Source organism: Streptomyces sp. NPDC049577 (assembly GCF_040675635.1).
Taxonomy (GTDB): Bacteria; Actinomycetota; Actinomycetes; order Streptomycetales; family Streptomycetaceae; genus Streptomyces.
In genome coordinates this window covers 1-17,375 of sequence record NZ_JBFAPH010000013.1, presented here as the reverse complement: position 1 = coordinate 17,375, position 17,375 = coordinate 1, and the positions used below count along the sequence as shown (strand labels likewise).

Below are 17,375 nucleotides of genomic sequence, written 5' to 3'. Positions count from 1 at the left end.
TACGCGCTGCTTCCGGTTAGGACTGCTCGGCGTCCTGCGGGTACCAGCGCAGCTCGACCGTGTTGCCGTCCGGGTCACGGACGTAGAGGGACTCCGCGAGGCCGCGGGCGCCGAAGTTGGTGCTGGGGCCGCGGAGGACGTCGAAGGTGCCGGCGTCGATGACGGACTGCCAGTCGAGGGGCTCGACGACCAGGCAGAGGTGGTCGACGTTGGACTCGCCGCGCTCGCGCTCGACGAGGTCGATGATCGTGGTGGGGGAGACCCGGACGGAGGGGAAGGGGACCTCGCCCGCGCGCCATTCCTCGACGCGGACGGGCTCCAGGCCGAGCGGGCCGCAGTAGAAGGCCAGGGCCCGTTCGGCGTCCGTGACGTTCAGGACGAGGTGGTCGAAGTCGATGACGCGCATGGTCTCTCCCCTGCGACGGGGCCCGTGTGTCAGCGCTCGCGGTGGACCTTGTAGTTGGAGGCCTGGGCGCGGGGGCGGACGACGAGCAGGTCGATGTTGACGTGCGGCGGCCGGGTGACCGCCCAGGTGATCGTTTCTGCGACGTCCTCGGCTGTCAACGGTTCGGCGACCCCGGTGTAGACGGCGGCGGCCTTGTTCTGGTCGCCGCGGAAGCGGGTGAGGGCGAATTCGTCGGTGCGGACCATGCCGGGGGCGATCTCGATGACGCGGACGGGCTCGCCGCACAGTTCCAGGCGGAGCGTTTCCGCGATGACGTGGGCGCCGTGCTTGGCGGCGACGTATCCGCCGCCGCCCTCGTAGGTGGCGAGTCCGGCGGTGGAGGAGACGACGAGGACCGTGCCGCCCTCGTCGCCCTGGCGCAGGCGGGGGAGGAGGGCCTGGGTGACGTGCAGGACGCCGAGGACGTTGACGTCGTACATGGTGCGCCAGTCGGCGGGGTCGGCGGTGGCGACGGGGTCGGCGCCGAGGGCGCCGCCGGCGTTGTTGACCAGGACGTCGACGGAGTCGAAGGTGTCGAGGAAGGCGGCGAAGGCGTCGACGGCGGTGCGGTCGGTGACGTCGAGTTCGTAGGCGACGGCTTCGTAGCCCTCGGCGGTGAGTTCCTCGACGAGGGCGTCGATGCGGTCCTTGCGGCGGGCGGTGAGGATGACGCGGTAGCCGGCGGCGGCCAGCTGGCGAGCGGTGGCGGCGCCGATGCCGCTGCTCGCGCCGGTGATGACGGCGGTGCGGGTGCTCATGGTGGGCCTCCTGGGCGGCGGTGTCCCTGCGGTCACGGCGGGTCGGTCGCAGGATATGCCGGGCCCGTGGCCCTGCCCGGGCTAGGGCCAGACCAGGCAGTAGGGCTCGTGGCCGGCTTCGTGCAGCCGGTGGGAGAAGTCCTGCCATTCGTGGAGCAGGCGGTAGACGGTGAAGGCGTCGCGCGGGCCGCCGCGGTCGGGGACGGTGGACCAGATGAAGGCGGCGGCGCCGACGGATTCCTCGCCGATGCCGCGGAGGGGGTCGACGACGGTCATGGGGAGCTTGACGACGGCGTAGTCGGGGTGGAGGACGACCAGTTCCAGTGGGGGCACTTTGTGCAGGGGTATGCCCTCGATGCCGGTGAGGACCATGGCGGCGACGGTCTCCGGCTTGATGCGGGTGAACATGCCGCCCATGCCCAGTTCGTCGCCGCCGAGCTCCTCGGGACGCATGGACAGCGGGACGCGCGCGGCGGTGGCGCCGTTGGGGGCCCCGAAGTACTTGTAGGTCACCCCCACGCGGCTACTCCTGATCAGGGCGTCGTCGACGGCCTTGTCGACGGTCTTGTCGCCGGATTCGTCGCCGGGCGTTTCGCCGGGGGGCGGGGTGCGGTCCTCGCGGCGGTCGGCGCGTCGCTCGGCGCGGCGGCCCTCGGGGGCCTCCCCGCGCTGTCCGTCGCGCCGGTGCCGGCCACCGGGGGAACGCCGGGCTCGATCGGGGCCCAGGTCATCGGTGCCCTCGCCCAGTCCGCCACCGCGATGCATATCTCCACCCGACCGCTTTTTTCACGCAGCACAGCCCCCGCCGCGCAACCAGATCATCGTCTCAGAGACCTCCCCCGTCGGCGCCGTGCGAAACGCCCGGACGCGACGGCGCGCGCGGCTCTGAGACCATGGCTGGCGTGAGCTATCCATACCCGTATGACGCCCCAGTCTCGCAGACGCTATTCGACCGCGCGGCGGTCGTGACGCCCGGTGGCGTGAACTCTCCGGTGCGAGCGTTCCGTGCCGTGGGTGGTACGCCCCGGTTCATGGTGTCCGGTTCCGGTCCGTACCTCACGGACGCGGATGGCCGGGAGTATGTGGACCTCGTGTGCTCGTGGGGGCCGATGATCCTCGGCCACGCGCACCCGGAGGTGATCGCCGCGGTGCAGGAGGCCGTGGCGCGCGGTACCTCGTTCGGCACGCCCGGTGAGGGCGAGGTCGCGCTGGCGGAGGAGATCGTCGCGCGGGTGGCGCCGGTCGAGCAGGTGCGGCTGGTGTCGTCCGGGACCGAGGCGACGATGTCGGCCATCCGGCTGGCGCGCGGTTTCACCGGCCGGGCCAAGGTGATCAAGTTCGCGGGCTGCTACCACGGTCACGTGGACGCGCTGCTGGCGGCGGCGGGCTCGGGCGTGGCGACGTTCGGGCTGCCGGACACGCCCGGTGTCACGGGTGCGCAGGCGGGCGAAACGATCGTGCTGCCGTACAACGATCTGGACGCGGTGCGGGCGGCCTTCCACGCGCACCCGGGCGAGATCGCGTGTGTGATCACCGAGGCGTCGCCGGGCAACATGGGCGTCGTGCCGCCGCTGCCGGGCTTCAACGCGGGGCTGAAGGCGGTGTGCGAGGAGAACGGCGCGCTGTTCATCTCGGACGAGGTGATGACCGGTTTCCGGGTCTCGAAGGCCGGCTGGTTCGGCATCGACGGGGTCCGGCCGGATCTGATGACGTTCGGCAAGGTGATGGGCGGCGGCTTCCCGGCGGCGGCCTTCGGTGGCCGGGCGGACGTCATGGCGCACCTGGCGCCGGCGGGCCCGGTCTACCAGGCGGGCACGCTGTCGGGTAACCCGGTGGCGACGGCGGCGGGTCTGGCGCAGCTGCGGCTGCTGGACGATGCGGCGTACGAGCGGGTGGACGCGGTGTCGGCGGAGATCCGTGGCCTGGTGACGGCGGCGCTGGCGAAGGAGGGCGTGGCGCACCGGCTGCAGACGGCGGGGAACATGTTCTCGGTGTTCTTCACGGAGGCCGAGGTCGTCGACTACGCCTCGGCGAAGACCCAGGAGGCGTTCCGTTTCAACGCCTTCTTCCATTCGATGCTGGCGCAGGGTGTGTATCTGCCGCCGTCGGCCTTCGAGTCCTGGTTCGTGTCGTCGGCGCACGACGCCGCGGCGATCGAGCGGGTGGCGGCCGCGTTGCCGGCGGCGGCGCGGGCCGCTGCCGAGGCCACTGAGTAGGGGAGACCGGTGAAGAAGAGCGACAGTGACATCACCGTGGTGCATCTGATGCGGCATGGTGAGGTCCACAACCCGGAGGGTGTGCTGTACGGCCGCCGGGCCGGCTACCACCTGTCGGATCTCGGCCGGCGGATGGCGGACCGGGTGGCGGAGCACCTGGCGGAGCGGGACATCACGTATGTGGTGTCGTCGCCGCTGGAGCGGGCGCAGGAGACGGCGGCGCCGGTGGCCAAGACGCACGGCCTGGAGATCGCCACGGACGAGCGGCTGATCGAGGCGGAGAACGTCTTCGAGGGGAAGACCTTCGGGGTGGGCGACGGGGCGCTGCGCAAGCCGGCGAACTGGCGGCATCTGACGAATCCGTTCCGGCCGTCGTGGGGCGAGCCGTATGTGGAGCAGGTCGTGCGGATGATGGGCGCGCTGGACGCGGCGAAGGACGCGGCGCGTGGTCACGAGGCGGTGTGTGTGAGCCACCAGCTGCCGATCTGGATCGTGCGGAGCTTCGTGGAGAAGCGCCGGCTGTGGCACGACCCGCGCAAGCGGCAGTGCACGCTGGCGAGCCTGACGTCGTTCACGTACCGCGGTGACCGGATCGTCTCGGTCGGGTACAGCGAGCCGGCGCGTGATCTGGTGCCCAGGCATCTGCTGGCCGGGGCGAAGCCGGTCAAGGGCGGCGCCAAGGCATTCGGCGCGTGAGGGTGTCCGGGCCGGCCGCGCGGGCCGTGGGCGCCGCGCCGGCCGGCCCGCGAGGGGGGTGCGGAAGATCCCTGAATCGCCCATGCGAAACTTTTCACATGAGTACCCGCCGCGCCTTTCGACGCCCCCGTTCACGCCGGCGCACCACCCTGCTGGCAGCCGGTGCCGCCCTCGCGGCCCTGACGCTCGGCGCGTGTGGTTCGGGCGGCACCAAGGGCAGCGGCGGCGGTACGCAGTTCGTGCAGGGTTCGGGCGGGGTGAGCGTGGTCGAGGACCGCGGTGCCCGGCAGGAGGCCCCCGAGCTGTCCGGGAAGACGCTCGACGGCAAGGACCTCGACGTCGCGAAGGACTTCAAGGGCAAGGTCGTCGTGCTGAACGTCTGGGGTTCCTGGTGCTCGCCCTGCCGGGCCGAGGCGAAGAACCTGGTGGCCGTCGCGAACGACTACAAGGACAAGGGCGTGCAGTTCGTCGGGCTCGACACGCGCGACCCCGACCCGGCTCCGGCGGTGGCCTTCGAGAAGGAGTTCCAGGTTCCGTACCCGAGCCTGTACGACTCCTCGGGGAAGCTGCTGCTGCGTTTTCCCAAGGGCAGTCTGAATCCGCAGGCCATCCCGTCGACGATCTTCATCGACCGGAACGGGCGGATCGCGGCCCGGGCGCTCCAGGCGCTGGGTGAGGATGGGCTGCGGGCGGCCCTCGATCCGCTGGTCGCGGAGAAGTGACCCCGTGACCGCCGCCACCCTCGCCGCGGCCGGCGAGCTCAACCAGACCGTCCTGTCCGGGGCGCTGCTGCTGGCACTGCCGGTGGCGCTGCTCGGTGGCCTGGTCTCGTTCTTCTCGCCGTGCGTCCTGCCCCTGGTGCCCGGCTACCTCTCGTACGTCACCGGGGTGACGGGTGCGGACCTGGCCGAGGCGCGGCGCGGCCGGATGCTGGCCGGGTCGTCCCTCTTCGTGCTCGGTTTCTCCGCCGTCTTCGTCTCCGCGGGCGCGTTGTTCGGGTTCTTCGGCAATACGTTGCAGCAGTACAAGGGGACGATCAGCACCGTGCTCGGCGCGCTGACGATCGTCATGGGGCTGAGCTTCATGGGCGTCTTCGGTCTGTTCGGGCAGCGCGAGTTCCGTTTCCACACCCGGCCCGCGATGGGGCTGGCGGGTGCCCCGCTGCTCGGTGTGCTGTTCGGGGTGGGCTGGACGCCGTGCATCGGGCCGACGCTCGCCGCCGTGCAGTCGCTGTCGTTCAGCCAGGCCAGCGCCGGTCGCGGCGCGCTGCTGACGCTCGCCTACTGTCTGGGCCTGGGGGTGCCGTTCGTGCTGGCGGCGCTGGCCTTCCGGCGGGCGCTGGGTGCCTTCGGCTGGGTCAAGCGGCACTACGCGTGGGTCATGCGGGTCGGCGGCGGCATGCTCGTGGTGGTCGGCGTGCTGCTGGTCACCGGGGTGTGGGACAGCATGGTCGGTGAGTTGCAGACGTGGTCGAGCCAATACACCCCCGGGATCTAGGACGATGACCGACAAGGACAGCACCAACGCGCCCGAGCGGGACGAGGACGAGGCGGCCGGCGCCCCGGACGGCGGCGCGCCGCTCTCCACGGCACCGGCGGAGGACCGGGGTACGGCCGTGCCCGGCTCGTTCGGCGGTGTGCGCCGGCCGGGCGTGTTCGGCGCGGTGGCCTGGGCGGTCCGCGAGGCGGTCGGCTGGGTGCGCTGGGTGTGGCGGCAGCTGACCTCGATGCGGGTCGCGCTGATCCTGCTCTTCCTGCTCTCCCTGGCCACGATCCCCGGCTCCCTGGTGCCGCAGTCGAGCGTCGACGAGGTCAAGGCGCAGACGTGGAAGGACGCGCACAAGTCGCTCACGCCCGTCTACGAGAAGCTCGGGCTCTTCCACGTCTACAGCTCGGTGTGGTTCTCGGCGATCTACATCCTGCTGTTCGTCTCGCTGATCGGCTGCATCGTTCCGCGTACCTGGCAGTTCGTCGGGCAGCTGCGCGGCCGGCCGCCGGCCGCGCCGCGCCGGCTGGACCGGATGCCCGCGCACGCCACCTGGCGCACGGATGCGGAGCCGGAGGCGGTGCTGGCGGCGGCGGAGAAGGTGCTGCGGCGCCGGCGGTTCCGCGTCGAGCGGTCCGCCGACGCGGTGGGGTCCGAGAAGGGCTATCTGCGCGAGGCCGGCAATCTGCTGTTCCACATCTCCCTGATCGTGCTGCTGGTGGCGTTCGCCTCCGGGCAGCTGTGGAAGTCCGAGGGCGGCAAGCTGGTCGTCGAGGGCGACGGCTTCTCCAACACCCTCACCCAGTACGACGACTTCAAGTCCGGCTCCCTCTTCCGGGCCGACGACCTGGATTCCTTCGGCTTCACGCTGGACGGCTTCTCGGGCACCTACGAGCGCACGGGCCCGCAGAAGGGGACGCCGCGCGACTACGAGGCCCACATCACCTACTGGGACGGCCCGGACGGCACGCCGCGCAAGACCTCGATCAAGGTCAACGAGCCGCTGGAGACGGCCGGGTCCAAGGTCTATCTGATCGGCCACGGCTACGCCCCGGTCGTGACCGTCCGGGACGGGCAGGGCAACGTGGCCTTCCGGGGCCCGGTGCCGTCGCTGCCGCTGGACAGCAACGTCACCGAGACGACGGTGCTGAAGGTGCCCGACTACCGGGACAGGAACGGGAACAAGGACCAGCTCGGTTTCCAGGGCAACTTCGTGCCCACGCTGGACCTGCGGACCGGCACGATGATGTCCCAGTTCCCGGCCCTGGACAATCCGGTGCTGGTGCTGACCGCCTACCGGGGCAGCCTGGGCATCGACTCGGGCGTGCCGCAGAGCGTGTACCAGCTCGACACGTCCAAGATGAAGCAGTTCACCAAGCCGGACGGCAGCCCGTTCGCCGATCTGCTCAAGCCCGGCGAGACCATGACCCTGCCCGGCGGGGCGGGCACCGTGAAGTTCGACGGCATCAAGCAGTGGGCCACCTTCCAGGTCTCCCAGAAGCCGGGCAACGACCTGGCCCTCGCGGGCGCGGTCGCCGCGCTCCTGGGCCTGGCCGGCTCGCTGTTCATCCAGCGCCGCCGGGTGTGGGTGCGGGCGGTGCGGGCGGCGGACGGCCGTACGGTCGTGGAGCTGGCCGGCCTCGGCCGCAGCGAGTCCGCGCGGCTGCCGGAGGAGCTCGCCGACATCGCGGTGGCGCTCCAGCCGGATGCTCCGCCCGCCGCCGGTGAGCCGGGCGACGAGCCCGCCGAAGAGCCCGAAGAGACCGTTCAGACGTCCGAACCGGCATCGTCCGCATCCGAAGGAGCGCGCGCGTGATCCCCCTCGCTGCCGCAGCCAACGAGAATCTGGCCCACATCAGCAATGTGCTGATCTATTCGGCGATGGCCGTCTACACCCTCGCCTTCCTCGCGCACATCGCCGAGTGGGTGTTCGGCAGCCGCAGCGCCGTCGCCCGCACCGCCGCCGCGATCGGCGCCGAGGCGCGGCCCGCCGTCACGGTCACCGCGCGCGGTGCCGAGCAGCGCGGCGGCGGTACGGCCGTGCTGGAGCGGCCCAAGGTCGTCACCCGCCGGGCCCCCGGCAGCCGCGATGTCCCGGACGGTCCCGGCGCCGCCGGCACCAGCGAGAAGGGCGACCTCTACGGGCGGATCGCCATCTCCCTGACGGTGCTGGCCTTCGTCCTCCACTTCGGCGGCGTGCTCACCCGCGCCCTGTCGGTGGAGCGGGCGCCGTGGGGCAACATGTACGAGTTCTCCACGACCTTCGCCATGGTCGCCGTCGGCGTCTACCTGGGTCTGCTGGCCGCGAAGAAGAACATCCGCTGGCTCGGTCTGCCGCTGGTCACCTCGGTCCTGCTCGACCTCGGCCTGGCCGTCTCCGTGCTCTACACCGCCAGCGACCAGCTGGTGCCCGCGCTCCACTCCTACTGGCTGTGGATCCACGTCTCCTGCGCCATCCTCTCCGGCGCGGCGCTGTACGTCGGCGCGGTCTCCACGTTCTTCTACCTCTTCCGCGACTCCTACGAGGCCCGTCTCGCGGCGGGCCGCGAGAGCGGCGGCGCGTGGGGCAACGTCCTCTCCCGGCTGCCCTCGGCCGCGACGCTCGACAAGTTCGCGTACCGCATCAACGCCACGGTCTTCCCGCTGTGGACCTTCACGATCATCGCGGGCGCGATCTGGGCCGAGGCCGCCTGGGGCCGCTACTGGGGCTGGGACCCCAAGGAGGTCTGGTCCTTCATCACCTGGGTCGCCTACGCCTGCTACCTGCACGCCCGCGCCACGGCCGGCTGGAAGGGCCGCAAGGCGGCCTACCTGGCCCTGCTGGCCTTCGCCTGCTACCTGTTCAACTACTACGGCGTCAACATCCTGCTGAGCGGCAAGCACTCCTACGCGGGGGTGTGACGCCCGCCGCGCAGCGCACGTGGACGAAGGCCCGCTCCCCCGTTCGGGGGAAGCGGGCCTTCGTCCAACTGGCCCCGCGACCGGCGCGCGATCCCCGGCGGGCCATGTTAGAGCTGGGGGTATGGAGATCCCCTCCCCCTACGGCGCGTCCGAGAGCAAGGGTGACACCCACACCCTGCACTACGAGCTGTCCATCCCCTACCCCGTCGACGAGGTGTGGGAGGCCATCGCCACGCCCGAGGGGCTGCCGACCTGGCTGGCCGCCGCCGAGCCGTTCGAGCCGCGGGAGGGCGGGGCGATCACGCTGCGGTGGCAGAACACCGACGCCCGGGGGCACGCGACGGTCGCTCCCGGCCGGGTGACGGTGTGGGACCCGCCGCGCGTCGTGGAGTACACGGTCGAGATCCACGGGCGCATCCGCTTCGAGCTGGAGCCGGGGCCGCTGGGCGTCGGCGGGACGCTGCTGCACTTCACCAACGAGCTCAGCGGGCCGGAGGACGTGCGGCTGGACTGCCTGGCGGGCTGGCATCACCACTTCGAGTACCTGTTGCAGGCGCTCGGCGGGCACCCGGCCGACTGGTCCACCTGGACGCGCGAGCGGTGGGCGCAGCTACGGGAGCGCTACGAACGGGGCGGGCAGGGCGGGCCGCCGGGCCGCTAGGGGGTGTCCTCGTCGGGACGCTGCGGCTTCAGGGAGCGCAGGAACTCCGGGTTGTCGTCCGGGGCGACCCACTGCTGCCGGCCCCGCGTGGCGCCGGCGGCCCGGGGGCGGCCCGCGACGAGCCAGGCGACGGGACCGATCAGCACCTCGCCGAAGAGCAGGATCACGAAGACCCACATCAGCTTCGGCATGCCCCGCACCTCGTCCTCGGGCGTGTTCAGGCAGTCGATGAACGTGTAGATCCACAGGGCCAGGACCAGCAGGAACGGCAGATACCTGAGCATGGCGGCGGACCCCCGTGGTGCGGTGCTGCGGGCCGCGTGGCGGCCCCCGTGACGGACCCAGCGTAGTGCGTGCTCGATACTGGAACGCATGGCTTATGACGATCTTCGCTCGTTTCTCCGGGCTCTGGAGCGCGACGGCGACCTCAAGCGCATCAAGGCCGAAGTCGACCCGTACCTGGAGGTCGGGGAGATCGTCGACAGGGTGAACAAGGCGGGCGGGCCGGCGCTGCTCTTCGAGAACGTCAAGGGCTCGGCGATGCCGCTCGCCATGAACGTCTACGGCACCGACCGCCGGCTGCTCAAGGCGCTCGGCCTGCGCTCGTACGACGAGATCGGCGAGAAGGTCGGCGGGCTGCTCAAGCCGGAGCTGCCGCACGGTTTCGTCGGCATGCGGGAGGCCTTCGGCAAGCTCGGCGCGATGGCGCACGTGCCGCCGCGGAAGGTGAAGGGCGACGCGCCCGTCCAGGAGGTCGTGCTCACCGGCGACGACGTCGACCTGGACGCGCTGCCCGCGCTCTTCACCTGGCCCGAGGACGGCGGCTCGTTCTTCAACCTCGGCCTCACCCACACCAAGCACCCCGAGAGCGGTGTGCGCAATCTGGGCCTGTACCGGCTCCAGCGCCACGACAAGCGCACCATCGGCATGCACTGGCAGATCCACAAGGACAGCCGCAACCACTACCAGGTGGCGGCCCGGCGCGGGGAGCGGCTGCCGGTCGCGATCGCGTTCGGCTGCCCGCCGGCCGTGACGTACGCGTCGACGGCGCCGCTGCCCGGGGACATCGACGAGTACCTCTTCGCCGGCTTCGTGGCGGGCAAGCGGATCGAGATGGTCGACTGCAAGACGGTGCCGCTCCAGGTCCCGGCCCATGCCGAGGTCGTGCTGGAGGGCTGGCTGGAGCCCGGCAGGATGCTGCCGGAGGGGCCCTTCGGCGACCACACCGGCTTCTACACGCCGCAGGAGGACTTCCCGGCGCTCACCATCGACTGCGTGACGATGCGGCGCCGGCCGCTGCTCCAGTCGATCGTCGTCGGCCGTCCGCCGACGGAGGACGGCCCGCTGGGGCGGGCCACCGAGCGGTTCTTCCTCCCGCTCCTGAAGATCATCGTGCCGGACATCGTGGACTACCACCTGCCGGAGTCCGGCGGCTTCCACAACTGCGCGATCGTCTCGATCGACAAGAAGTACCCCAAGCACGCCCAGAAGGTCATGCACGCGATCTGGGGTGCGCACATGATGTCGCTGACCAAGCTGATCGTGGTCGTGGACGCGGACTGCGACGTGCACGACCTGCACGAGGTGTCCTGGCGGGCGCTGGGCAACGTCGACTACGCGCGCGACCTGACGGTCGTCGAGGGCCCGGTCGACCACCTCGACCACGCCTCCTACCAGCAGTTCTGGGGCGGCAAGGCGGGCATCGACGCCACGGCGAAGTGGCCGGAAGAGGGCTACACGCGTGACGGCGGCTGGCCGCACATGGTCGAGTCGGACCCGGACGTCGCCGAACGGGTGACGCGGCGCTGGAAGGAGTATGGACTGTGAGGGGCCATGTCATGGTGTCGGTGGGCAGCGCGGGGGCAGGCTCTGCTCCCCGCAGCTGCGGGGATGAACCGGAGTACGGACTGTGAGTTCCGCCGCTGCCGCCGTACCGCAGCCGGGCAGGACCAAGGCGTTCCTGCGCCTGGTCATGATCGAGCACTCGGTCTTCGCCCTGCCCTTCGCGTACATCGCCTCGCTGACGGCGATGTACCAGAAGGACGAGCGCGTCGACTGGTGGAAGCTCTTCCTCGTCACCGTCGCGATGGTGGGTCTGCGGACCTTCGCCATGGCGTGCAACCGCATCATCGACCGTGAGATCGACGCCCGGAACCCGCGCACCGCGAACCGGGAGATCGTGACCGGGGCGGTGTCCGTGCGCTCGGCGTGGACGGGCGCGCTGGTCGCCGTCGTGTTCTTCCTCGGCGCGGCGGCGCTGCTGAATCCGCTGTGCCTGGCGCTCGCGCCGATCGCGGTCGTGCCGATGGTCGTCTATCCGTACGGCAAGCGCTTCACGAACTTCCCGCACGCGATCCTGGGCCTGGCCCAGGCGATGGGCCCGGTCGGGGCCTGGCTCGCGGTGACCGGGCAGTGGTCCTGGGACGCGATGGTGCTGGGGCTGGCGGTCGGTGTGTGGATCGGCGGCTTCGACCTGATCTTCGCCTGCCAGGACGTGGCGGCGGACCGGGCGCACGGCGTGAAGTCCACGCCGGCGCGGTTCGGGATCCCGGCGGCGCTGTACGGGGCGCGGGTGTGCCACGTGGTGACGACGGGGCTGCTGGTCTGGTACGCGCTGATGACGCACGCGGGCGCGTTCTTCTGGACGGGGCTCGTGGTGGTGGCGGGGGCGTTCCTCTACGAGCACTCGATCGTCCGGCCGCACGACCTGTCGCGTCTGAACCGGGCGTTCTTCACGGTGAACGGTTTCATCGGGATCGCGCTGTTCGGCTGCGCGCTGCTGGATCTGCTGGTGCGGGGGCTGGGCGTCTAGGGCGCCCGCCGGGGCTAGGCTCAGGCGTTGTGGAGCCGTATGAGGAGACGACGCCCCCGACGCCCCGTACCCCTTGGGTCGTCGGGGTGTCAGGCGCGTCCGGGACGCCGTATGCCGCCGCCGTGGTGCGCGGGCTGCTGGATGCCGGGGAGGCCGTCGACCTGGTCGTCAGCCGGGCGTCGCGGCTGACGCTGCTGGACGAGACGGGGATCGCGTTCCGGGACGCGCACTGGCGGCGGGACCTGCGGGAGTGGCTCGCGCTGGGCGCGGACGGGAAGCCGGGGACGTACGACGTCGCCGTCGAGGTGCTGGAGCGCGTGCGGTACTGGCCGGCCGGTGATCTCGCGGCGGGGCCGTCCTCGGGTTCGTACCCGGTGAAGGGGATGCTGATCGTGCCGGCGAGCACGGCCTGTGTGGCCGGTGTGGCGCTCGGGCTCTCGAAGGATCTGTTGCAGCGGGCCGCGAGCGTGACGCTGAAGGAGCGGCGGCCGTTGATCGTCGCGGTGCGCGAAACGCCGCTGAGCGGTCAGACGCTCAGACAGCTGGTGGCGCTCGACGATGCGGGCGCCGTGGTGCTGCCCGCCTCGCCGGCGTTCTATGCGGGGGCGACGCACATCCAGGACCTGGTGGACTTCGTCGCCGGGCGGGCGCTGGACGCGGCAGGGGTGCCGCATCGGCTGTACCGCCGGTGGAAGGGAGAGCTCGGTGGTGCGAGCGGCTCTCGTGGTGAGGGTTAGCGCTTCTTGGCGCGCAGGGCGCGGAGGGCGGCCCCGGCGCGGCGCGAACCGGTCGTCGGGATGGTGTTGGCACGCGAGCGGTTGGCCTGGTCCTGCAGCTCGCGCATGCGGGCGTAGGCCATCTCGATCGAGTACACGGGGTCTCCACTTCTGAAGGATCGTCGTTGATTCACTGATGTGGCGAAAGATTTACGGGGCCTCGGCCCTCGTATGCCTTAGATTCTACACGCAAACGGCTGAGTTTGCTGACTATTGAAAGGTGCCAGGCAATGGACGCGGTGGACAGGCAGCTCATCCAGGCCCTCCGGGAGAACGGCCGGGCCTCGTACGCGGAGCTGGGCCGGCTCGTGGGCCTCTCCGGGCCGAGCGTCACGGACCGGATCAACCGGCTGGAGGCGGCCGGCGTCATCACGGGCTACCGCGCGACCGTCAACGCCGCGTCGCTCGGCCTCGGGGTCACCGCCCTGATCGGCATCCAGCTCTCGGACGCCGCCGACCACGAGGACGTGGCGCGCCGGCTGCGTGACCTCGAGGAGATCGAGGACTGCTGGTTCATCGCGGGCGACGACTCGTACATGCTCAAGGTGCGGGTGGGGGACGTGGACGGGCTGGAGCGCACCATCCGCCGGCTGTCCGGCACCAAGGGCGTCAGCCGTACGCGCACCACGATCGTGCTGTCGACCAAGTGGGAGAACCGGGTCGGCGAGCTGCCCGAGAACGCGTAGCGACCGCGTGCGGGGCACCCCCGGCGGTGGCCGGGGGAGGTTGCGGATGGGGGCCCCTCCCGGCCGGAGGAGGGGGGAGTACGCTCGGGGAGGCCCGGAACGTAGAGGTATGGGAGGCGCCGAATGGACGCGGGGCTCAAGCGCGAGCTGGAGGAGAAGGTCCTCGCCGGAGAGCGGCTGACCCGCGAGGACGGCATCGCCCTCTACGCGTCGGACGATCTGGCGTGGCTGGGCGGTCTGGCCCACGAGGTGCGCACGCGCAAGAACGGCGACGTGGTGCACTTCAACGTCAACCGGCACCTCAACATGACCAACGTGTGCACGGCGTCCTGCGCCTACTGCTCGTTCCAGCGCAAGCCGGGCGAGAAGGACGCGTACACGATGCGCATCGAGGAGGCCGTCCGCCTCGCCAAGGCGATGGAGAGCGAGAACCTCACCGAGCTGCACATCGTCAACGGCCTGCACCCGACGCTGCCCTGGCGCTACTACCCGCGGTCCCTGCGGGCGCTGAAGGAGGCGCTGCCGGACGTCTCGCTGAAGGCGTTCACCGCCACCGAGATCCAGCACTTCGAGAAGATCTCCGGGCTGCCCGCCTCGGAGATCCTCGACGAGCTGATCGACGCCGGTCTGGAGTCACTGACCGGCGGCGGCGCGGAGATCTTCGACTGGGAGGTGCGGCAGCACATCGTCGACCACGACACCCACTGGGAGGACTGGTCGCGCATCCACCGCCTCGCGCACTCCAAGGGCCTCAAGACGCCCTGCACGATGCTCTACGGGCACATCGAGGAGCCGCGTCACCGGGTGGACCACGTGCTGCGGCTGCGCGAGCTCCAGGACGAGACGAACGGCTTCCAGGTCTTCATCCCGCTGCGCTACCAGCACGACTTCGTGGACATGAAGGACGGCAAGATCCGCAACCGGCTCCAGGCCCGGACCACGATGGCCACCGGCGCCGAGGCCCTGAAGACCTTCGCCGTCTCCCGGCTGCTCTTCGACAACGTGCCGCACGTGAAGGTGTTCTGGGTCATGCACGGCGTGCAGACCGCCCAGCTCGCGCTGCAGCACGGCGCGGACGACATGGACGGCTCGGTCGTCGAGTACAAGATCACGCACGACGCGGACAACTACGGCACACCGAACAAGCTGACCCGCGACGACCTGCTGGAACTCATCCGCGACGCCGGCTTCCGGCCCGTGGAGCGCAACACCCGCTACGAGATCATCCGGGAGTACCCGGGCCCGGACCCGCTGCGCCGCGAGTCGCCGCAGCCGATGCGGGTCTGACACCGTCCGTTTTGATCCTTTCCGGTCGTGCTTGACTGGAGGGGATCCATCCGGTTGCCGCCCTAGAAGAAGGTCTGTCCGTGAGTAGCCAGAAGTTCGCCTCGCTCCGCTACACCGCCATGCGGTTCGGCCTGCTCATCGTCTGCTTCGCCGTCGTCTGGGTTCTCTGCTACGTGCACGTGATCCCGCTCGGGGTCGGCAACTCGAACATCGTGTGGATGGTGCTGCTCGCGCTCGTGATCTCCGCGCCGCTCAGCTTCGTGCTGCTGCGCAAGCAGCGCGACGCCATGTCCGAGCAGATCGCGGACCGCGTGGACCGCGCCAAGGCGCGCATCGCCGCCAACGCGGGCCAGGAGGACGGCGCCTAAGGACGGCGCGCAAGGACGGCGTGTAAGCCTCGTCACACCACTCGGGCGCCCCGCCCCGGAACAACCGTTCCGGCGCGGGGCGTTCGCGTATTCATGTGCCGGCGCCTCAAAGCGTTCCTTTTGGGTGCTCAAAGCATGCTTGTTACCGTGGTGTCCGTCCCCCGCCCGACCTCCGGAGATTGCGTTGTCATCCGTGTCCCCCGCGTCCTCCGCCGCGTCCACGCGACGCCGCATACCCAAGGTCCCGTTCTGGGCCCAGATCCTGCTCGGCCTCGTGCTGGGCGCGCTGCTCGGCTGGGCCGCCCGCAGCGGTGACATCGGCTGGCTGCAGACCACGCTCGACAAGATCGGCGGGATCTTCGTCCAGCTGCTGATGGTCGTCGTCGCCCCGCTGGTCTTCTTCGCGATCCTGGTGTCGATCACCAACCTGCGGAACGTCTCCAACGCCGCCCGGCTGGCGACCCGCACCCTGCTCTGGTTCATGATCACCTCGCTGATCGCGGTGGTCATCGGCCTCGCCATCGGCCTGCTCACCCACCCCGGCTCCGGCACCGGCCTGACCGCCGCCGACGGCGCCGAGCCCAAGAAGCACGGCTCCTGGCTGGACTTCCTCACGGGCATCGTCCCGACCGACGTGATCACGCCGTTCACCCAGCTGAACGTCCTCCAGATCGTCTTCATGGCCGCCGTCCTCGGCGTCGCCGTGCTCCGGATCGGCGAGAAGGCCAAGCCGGTCCTCGACCTCAGCCACTCCGTCCTGGAGCTGCTCCAGAAGGCCCTGTGGTGGGTCATCCGCCTCGCCCCGCTCGGCAGCCTCGGCCTGGTCGGCAAGGCGATCTCCAAGTACGGCTGGGACCTGATCGGCAAGTACGCGACCTTCACCGCGGACATCTACGTCGGCTGCGCGATCATCCTCTTCGGCGTCTACCCGCTGCTGCTCGCCACGGTCGCCAAGGTCAGCCCGCTGCGCTTCTTCCGGGGCGCCTGGCCCGCCATCCAGCTGGCCTTCGTCTCCCGCTCCTCGGTCGGCACCATGCCGCTGACCCAGAAGGTCACCGAGCGCCTCGGCGTGCCGAAGGAGTACGCCTCCTTCGCGGTGCCGTTCGGCTCGACGACCAAGATGGACGGCTGCGCCTCGATCTACCCGGCGATCGCCGCCATCTTCGTGGCCCAGGTCTTCGGCGTGGACCTGGCGGTCCGCGACTACGTCCTGATCGCCTTCGTCTCCGTCATCGGCTCGGCCGCCACCGCCGGCCTGACGGGCGCGACGGTCATGCTGACCCTCACCCTGTCGACGCTGGGCCTGCCGATGGCGGGCGTGGGCCTGCTGCTGGCGATAGACCCGATCGTGGACATGATGCGCACGGCGACCAATGTCGCCGGCCAGTCGGTCGTACCGATCCTGGTCTCCGCCCGTGAGGGCATCCTGGACCGCGCGGCGTACGAGACGGCGGACGGCTCGAAGCTGGACGACGCCGAGGAGCCGGAGGCGGCCGTCCTGGCCGCGGCGTGAACGCGAGCGGCGCACCCCCGGACTCGGTGAGTCCGGGGGTGCGGCGCGCGCAAACGGCCGCGCAGGTCGTGACAGGGGCGTGACAAGATCAGAACCGGATGGTTCTCTCCGGGCTCCTAAGGTGATCAGGTGATCTCGCGGCGTCCGCCGCGATCCGCACCACGAGAACCACTTCCGGAGGATCCGTGCGACGCATATCCCTCGCGCTCTCGACCGTCGCCCTCATCGGCGCCACCGCCGGTCTGGCCGCTCCGGCCGCCCAGGCCGCCACGCCCGCGGTCGCCCCGCAGGCCGTCAAGGCCGCTGCGGCGTGCCACGAGGACAACGCCTACATCTACACCGACGGCACCCGGCTGCGGACCAAGGCGAGCACCTCGGGCGGGGTGATCGGTCAGCTGTACTTCGGGGACCCGATCCGCATCCTGAAGTCGTCCGGCGGCTGGGACTACATCGAGCTGAAGGCGAAGAGCAAGGGCGGCCTGTCCAAGGGCAAGCGCGGCTGGGTGGCCCACAAGAACATCATCCCGCCGTTCTGCGGCTGAGGCGCGCGGCCCGGGCCGTGGCCTGATAACGACCCTTGACGTCCCTCCGCCCTGTGATATTACCTGCCGGTATTGTGACGGGGGCGGAGGGATGTTTGTCGTGACGACTGCACAGACCGCACAGACCGACCCGGCCGGAGCGGCCCGGGTCAGGCCCGGGGGCGGGCGCAAGCGAGCCGGCAAGGTCAAGCGCATGCCGCGCGCCGTGCGTGAGCGGCAGATGCAGGAC

General features: G+C 70.7%; 20 protein-coding genes. 15 read left to right on the top strand and 5 right to left on the bottom strand.

Translation table 11 applies throughout. The annotated features are described in order from the left end of the window. Positions 1-16: 16 nt before the first annotated feature. From AB0K09_RS03365 to AB0K09_RS03355, 3 genes are all read right to left on the bottom strand, one after another. Positions 17-406: a VOC family protein gene (locus AB0K09_RS03365; protein ID WP_366063543.1), complete on the bottom strand. Its 390-nt coding sequence runs from the start codon at positions 404-406 to the stop codon at positions 17-19. 29 nt (positions 407-435) lie between these two features. Next, a complete protein-coding gene (locus AB0K09_RS03360; RefSeq protein ID WP_366063542.1) occupies positions 436-1,203 on the bottom strand; it encodes an SDR family NAD(P)-dependent oxidoreductase in 768 nt (255 codons plus the stop codon). A gap of 81 nt (positions 1,204-1,284) precedes the next feature. Then, complete coding sequence (locus tag AB0K09_RS03355) at positions 1,285-1,968, bottom strand: hypothetical protein (protein ID WP_366063541.1); 684 nt, start codon at positions 1,966-1,968, stop codon at positions 1,285-1,287. A gap of 128 nt (positions 1,969-2,096) precedes the next feature. Between AB0K09_RS03355 and hemL the strand changes: the two genes are divergently transcribed. From hemL to AB0K09_RS03320, 7 genes are all read left to right on the top strand, one after another. Beyond that, on the top strand, positions 2,097-3,419 hold the full coding sequence (gene hemL, locus AB0K09_RS03350) for a glutamate-1-semialdehyde 2,1-aminomutase (protein ID WP_366063540.1): 1,323 nt from the start codon (positions 2,097-2,099) through the stop codon (positions 3,417-3,419). Positions 3,420-3,467: 48 nt separating this feature from the next. Beyond that, positions 3,468-4,115: a histidine phosphatase family protein gene (locus tag AB0K09_RS03345; protein WP_366063561.1), complete on the top strand. Its 648-nt coding sequence runs from the start codon at positions 3,468-3,470 to the stop codon at positions 4,113-4,115. Positions 4,116-4,213: 98 nt separating this feature from the next. Further along, positions 4,214-4,837: a TlpA disulfide reductase family protein gene (locus AB0K09_RS03340; protein ID WP_366063539.1), complete on the top strand. Its 624-nt coding sequence runs from the start codon at positions 4,214-4,216 to the stop codon at positions 4,835-4,837. Positions 4,838-4,841: 4 nt separating this feature from the next. Beyond that, positions 4,842-5,612 (top strand): cytochrome c biogenesis protein CcdA, encoded by a 771-nt coding sequence (locus AB0K09_RS03335; protein ID WP_366063538.1) that lies wholly within the window; start codon positions 4,842-4,844, stop codon positions 5,610-5,612. Positions 5,613-5,616: 4 nt separating this feature from the next. Further along, complete coding sequence (locus AB0K09_RS03330; RefSeq protein WP_366063537.1) at positions 5,617-7,416, top strand: cytochrome c biogenesis protein ResB; 1,800 nt, start codon at positions 5,617-5,619, stop codon at positions 7,414-7,416. Continuing rightward, positions 7,416-8,501 carry a c-type cytochrome biogenesis protein CcsB gene (gene ccsB, locus AB0K09_RS03325; protein ID WP_366063560.1) on the top strand — a complete coding sequence of 362 codons (1,086 nt, stop codon included), beginning with the start codon at positions 7,416-7,418 and terminating at the stop codon, positions 8,499-8,501. Before AB0K09_RS03330 ends, ccsB begins: the two co-directional genes overlap by 1 nt. 121 nt (positions 8,502-8,622) lie before the next feature. After that, the gene (locus AB0K09_RS03320; protein ID WP_366063536.1) at positions 8,623-9,162 is read left to right on the top strand and encodes an SRPBCC domain-containing protein; all 540 of its coding nucleotides are present in this window, start codon (positions 8,623-8,625) and stop codon (positions 9,160-9,162) included. On the opposite strand, the gene AB0K09_RS03315 is transcribed toward AB0K09_RS03320, so the two are convergent. After that, entirely contained in the window at positions 9,159-9,446 is a 288-nt protein-coding gene (locus tag AB0K09_RS03315; RefSeq protein ID WP_366063535.1) for a PLD nuclease N-terminal domain-containing protein, read from the bottom strand. The genes AB0K09_RS03320 and AB0K09_RS03315 overlap by 4 nt on opposite strands. 88 nt (positions 9,447-9,534) lie before the next feature. Between AB0K09_RS03315 and AB0K09_RS03310 the strand changes: the two genes are divergently transcribed. From AB0K09_RS03310 to AB0K09_RS03300, 3 genes are all read left to right on the top strand, one after another. Next, a complete protein-coding gene (locus AB0K09_RS03310; RefSeq protein WP_366063534.1) occupies positions 9,535-10,989 on the top strand; it encodes a menaquinone biosynthesis decarboxylase in 1,455 nt (484 codons plus the stop codon). Positions 10,990-11,071: 82 nt separating this feature from the next. Next, on the top strand, positions 11,072-11,974 hold the full coding sequence (mqnP, locus tag AB0K09_RS03305) for a menaquinone biosynthesis prenyltransferase MqnP (RefSeq protein WP_366063533.1): 903 nt from the start codon (positions 11,072-11,074) through the stop codon (positions 11,972-11,974). 86 nt (positions 11,975-12,060) lie between these two features. Continuing rightward, positions 12,061-12,711, top strand: a complete 651-nt coding sequence (locus AB0K09_RS03300) for a UbiX family flavin prenyltransferase (protein ID WP_366063532.1) — start codon at positions 12,061-12,063, stop codon at positions 12,709-12,711. Here the strand turns inward: AB0K09_RS03300 and AB0K09_RS03295 are convergent. Continuing rightward, positions 12,708-12,848 (bottom strand): hypothetical protein, encoded by a 141-nt coding sequence (locus AB0K09_RS03295; protein ID WP_366063531.1) that lies wholly within the window; start codon positions 12,846-12,848, stop codon positions 12,708-12,710. The two genes, AB0K09_RS03300 and AB0K09_RS03295, sit on opposite strands and share 4 nt — an antisense overlap. Positions 12,849-12,980: 132 nt before the next feature. Here AB0K09_RS03295 and AB0K09_RS03290 point away from each other — a divergent pair, with 132 nt between their 5' ends. The 5 genes from AB0K09_RS03290 to AB0K09_RS03270 all read left to right on the top strand — a co-directional run bounded on the left by AB0K09_RS03290 (position 12,981) and on the right by AB0K09_RS03270 (position 17,146). Next, entirely contained in the window at positions 12,981-13,436 is a 456-nt protein-coding gene (locus AB0K09_RS03290; RefSeq protein WP_366063530.1) for an Lrp/AsnC family transcriptional regulator, read from the top strand. 123 nt (positions 13,437-13,559) lie between these two features. Then, the gene (gene mqnE, locus AB0K09_RS03285; RefSeq protein ID WP_366063529.1) at positions 13,560-14,723 is read left to right on the top strand and encodes an aminofutalosine synthase MqnE; all 1,164 of its coding nucleotides are present in this window, start codon (positions 13,560-13,562) and stop codon (positions 14,721-14,723) included. Positions 14,724-14,803: 80 nt separating this feature from the next. Further along, on the top strand, positions 14,804-15,091 hold the full coding sequence (locus AB0K09_RS03280) for a DUF4229 domain-containing protein (RefSeq protein WP_366063528.1): 288 nt from the start codon (positions 14,804-14,806) through the stop codon (positions 15,089-15,091). A gap of 193 nt (positions 15,092-15,284) precedes the next feature. After that, positions 15,285-16,604 carry a dicarboxylate/amino acid:cation symporter gene (locus AB0K09_RS03275; protein ID WP_366063527.1) on the top strand — a complete coding sequence of 440 codons (1,320 nt, stop codon included), beginning with the start codon at positions 15,285-15,287 and terminating at the stop codon, positions 16,602-16,604. 185 nt (positions 16,605-16,789) lie between these two features. Next, positions 16,790-17,146, top strand: coding sequence for an SH3 domain-containing protein (locus AB0K09_RS03270; RefSeq protein ID WP_366063526.1), 357 nt, complete (start codon positions 16,790-16,792; stop codon positions 17,144-17,146). Positions 17,147-17,375: the final 229 nt, after the last annotated feature.